Below are 2,354 nucleotides of genomic sequence, written 5' to 3'. Positions count from 1 at the left end.
ATGGGTGATCGGAATGGGCCGGAACATGCACTACGCGTTATCGCCCCTTATTTAAAAGTTAGGCTTCAAAATAGAGAGCAACTATGAACAAAGGAACATTGACCTTCTTCTGTGGAAAAATGGGTTCAGGAAAGTCAACTAAAGCTCGTGAAATCGCACAGAAAAACAATGCAGTATTGCTTTCAGAAGATGAATGGCTCGCGTCAGTATACCCAAATAAGATTTCGTCACTCAATGACTATATCGAATATTCAAATCTACTTAAGCCTCAGATTAAAAAACTTGTTCAATCTATGTTATCTGCAGGAACTAATGTAGTAATGGACTTTCCGGCAAATACTCTGTCACAAAGAGATTGGTTTCGGAGTATTTTCTCCGAGATTGAGGCTCCACATAATTTGATATACATCGACCTGCCAAATGCGGACTGCTTAAAGCAGATTGAAAAACGGCGAAAAGAACAGCCAGAAAGATCGGCAACAGATACACCAGATATGTTTGAACAGGTTACAAAGTATTTTATGGCTCCTATCCCCGATGAAGGCTTCAATCTAATCGCAGTGGCAAAAAGTGCATAACAAAGTGCTGGTACGGAAAATTTACTCGCTGGAGCTCCTAATTTTCCGCAGAGCGTGGCGTTAGTTGCCTACAGGAAATTTTTGCTTTTGGTGTAAAACTCGAAGAATGTGAATAATGTCGTCTTTTATAAAATATGAAACGATCATTGAAACCTCTGGAATTATTAACAGTCTTCCCGGTATACCCTCTCTCTCCACTCCCATAAGAGGTTGCTGGTTCAAGTTTTCAACTTTCTTCTCAATTATTGCATCAGCTTTTTCAGCTGCTAATGGGTTAAATTCGTATAAAAACTCGAATATAGCCTCACGATCATCCAACGAACTTTTTTCCCATAAGATCATTTTTTGGCTTTATTCCTAATTTTCATTTTTCGAGCTTCCATGTCCAAGTTCGCTTCTTCATGACTGACAAACTTACTTTGCCCACTCTCTAATTTACTGAACGCAGCATTAACCTCTTCAGTAAGCCACTGATCATGAGTCATTATTTTTCGTTGCTGTTCAGCGAGTTCTTCCGTAAGCTCTCTACAAGCGTCACTTAAAGTGCGTCCTTGGCTTTCGGCCATTATCTGAGCTAGCCGTTTAGTTTCTTCATCTACTCTAAACTGAATACGGGTATCCATGGTAAACTCCTTATGAAATGTACACACAAATGTTAGCACACCTATTGAATTTACGGCAACTAACAAACGCATTAACTCGGTCGCTTGCGCTCCTTGGGACAAAAACACGTAGGCTCCCTTCGCTTCGCTCGGTATTATAGCCTACGTATTTTTGCCCGTTATGCGGGTGTTAGAATTCAGGATGAACATGCAAATTTCATTGGAAGAAATAAACAAGAAAAATTATGAGTCAGTTTGTGACCTTGATGTCACTGAAGCACAGGAAGACTACGTCGCGTGCAACATGTGGTCATTGGTTGAGTCATTTTATAACGAAGGTCACACCTGTAAGGCCATCTGCTTCGACGATAAACCCGTTGGCTTCTTCATGTGGGTTAAAGAATCAGTATCCAAAGTTTCAATCTGGCGGTTTATGGTTGATAAGAATTATCAGAACCAAGGGATAGGTCGGATAGCTTTAACGCTGGCAATTGAGGCTATAAAGCAAACTCCCAGCGTTAAAGAAATCGAAATATGCTATAACCCTACTAATCCTGTTGCTAAAGATTTTTATTCCAGCTTTGGGTTTCAAGAAATCGGCATGGACGAAGATGGTGAGGATATGCTCGCTCTTATTAAGCTATGAATTCTAACAATCTGCTGTAGTCGCTCGCAGGCTCGCTGCGACGCTAACACATGGCGACTTCGGCTATTATGCCATGCGCTTCGCCCCCTTAGCTTAAAGTTAGGAGCTTCTTCGAAATCAATCGCTAAATCAGAAATAAGACGATTCTTAAAAGAAATCCGCACTAAATTTCCTGACGTTGTTCCTCTTATGGAACAACATGAGAGTTGGGCACTCACATTTCTAATGAAAGAGTTCGCAAATTTAACAACTATTTTGTTAAACCAAGGCGACTTAGAAGAAGCACTAGAACAGTTGCAGTACATGAGCGAGAAACTAGATACTGCAACCAAGGCGGAATTCGAGTACATAGATGTATATTATACAGAACACTTATTCTGGAAAGGTACCAAAGAAGGTATTGAACGTGGCTGGCCTCTCGTGCCAGATAATCTAAGAAAATTGTACTTGGACTTTCATGGTAAACCACCAAGGGTAGTGGTTTAAAAATGCACGCTCCTAACCAAAAATCAAGTTCGCCCGCTGCGA

At 40.8% G+C, this 2,354-nt stretch carries 5 protein-coding genes; 3 read left to right on the top strand and 2 right to left on the bottom strand.

Annotated features, from left to right (window positions below; genetic code table 11):
• Window positions 1-83 precede the first annotated feature (83 nt).
• Entirely contained in the window at window positions 84-578 is a 495-nt protein-coding gene (locus ACX5KA_RS15320) for an AAA family ATPase (RefSeq protein WP_458731577.1), read from the top strand.
• Between the two features lie 60 nt (window positions 579-638).
• On the opposite strand, the gene ACX5KA_RS15315 is transcribed toward ACX5KA_RS15320, so the two are convergent.
• Window positions 639-920 carry a type II toxin-antitoxin system RelE/ParE family toxin gene (locus ACX5KA_RS15315; RefSeq protein ID WP_039220744.1) on the bottom strand — a complete coding sequence of 94 codons (282 nt, stop codon included), beginning with the start codon at window positions 918-920 and terminating at the stop codon, window positions 639-641.
• On the bottom strand, window positions 917-1,201 hold the full coding sequence (locus ACX5KA_RS15310) for a type II toxin-antitoxin system TacA family antitoxin (RefSeq protein ID WP_039220741.1): 285 nt from the start codon (window positions 1,199-1,201) through the stop codon (window positions 917-919). The genes ACX5KA_RS15315 and ACX5KA_RS15310 overlap by 4 nt, the downstream gene beginning before the upstream one ends.
• 187 nt (window positions 1,202-1,388) lie before the next feature.
• Between ACX5KA_RS15310 and ACX5KA_RS15305 the strand changes: the two genes are divergently transcribed.
• Together ACX5KA_RS15305 and ACX5KA_RS15300 are read left to right on the top strand one after the other, a co-directional pair.
• Window positions 1,389-1,826, top strand: a complete 438-nt coding sequence (locus ACX5KA_RS15305) for a GNAT family N-acetyltransferase (protein WP_458731576.1) — start codon at window positions 1,389-1,391, stop codon at window positions 1,824-1,826.
• Between the two features lie 120 nt (window positions 1,827-1,946).
• Complete coding sequence (locus tag ACX5KA_RS15300) at window positions 1,947-2,312, top strand: DUF7674 family protein (protein ID WP_039220735.1); 366 nt, start codon at window positions 1,947-1,949, stop codon at window positions 2,310-2,312.
• Window positions 2,313-2,354 lie beyond the last annotated feature (42 nt).

This window comes from Alteromonas alvinellae, from assembly GCF_902705805.1.
Note: the sequence above shows the minus strand (reverse complement) of the source record. Positions and strands in the feature narration are given on the sequence as shown.

Bases quoted from the DNA above. Each gene is read 5' to 3' on its own strand.
- ACX5KA_RS15320 (WP_458731577.1), top strand. From the start codon at position 84: ATGAACAAAGGAACATTGACCTTCTTCTGTGGAAAAATGGGTTCAGGA.
- ACX5KA_RS15315 (WP_039220744.1), bottom strand. From the start codon at position 920: ATGATCTTATGGGAAAAAAGTTCGTTGGATGATCGTGAGGCTATATTC.
- ACX5KA_RS15310 (WP_039220741.1), bottom strand. From the start codon at position 1,201: ATGGATACCCGTATTCAGTTTAGAGTAGATGAAGAAACTAAACGGCTA.
- ACX5KA_RS15305 (WP_458731576.1), top strand. From the start codon at position 1,389: ATGCAAATTTCATTGGAAGAAATAAACAAGAAAAATTATGAGTCAGTT.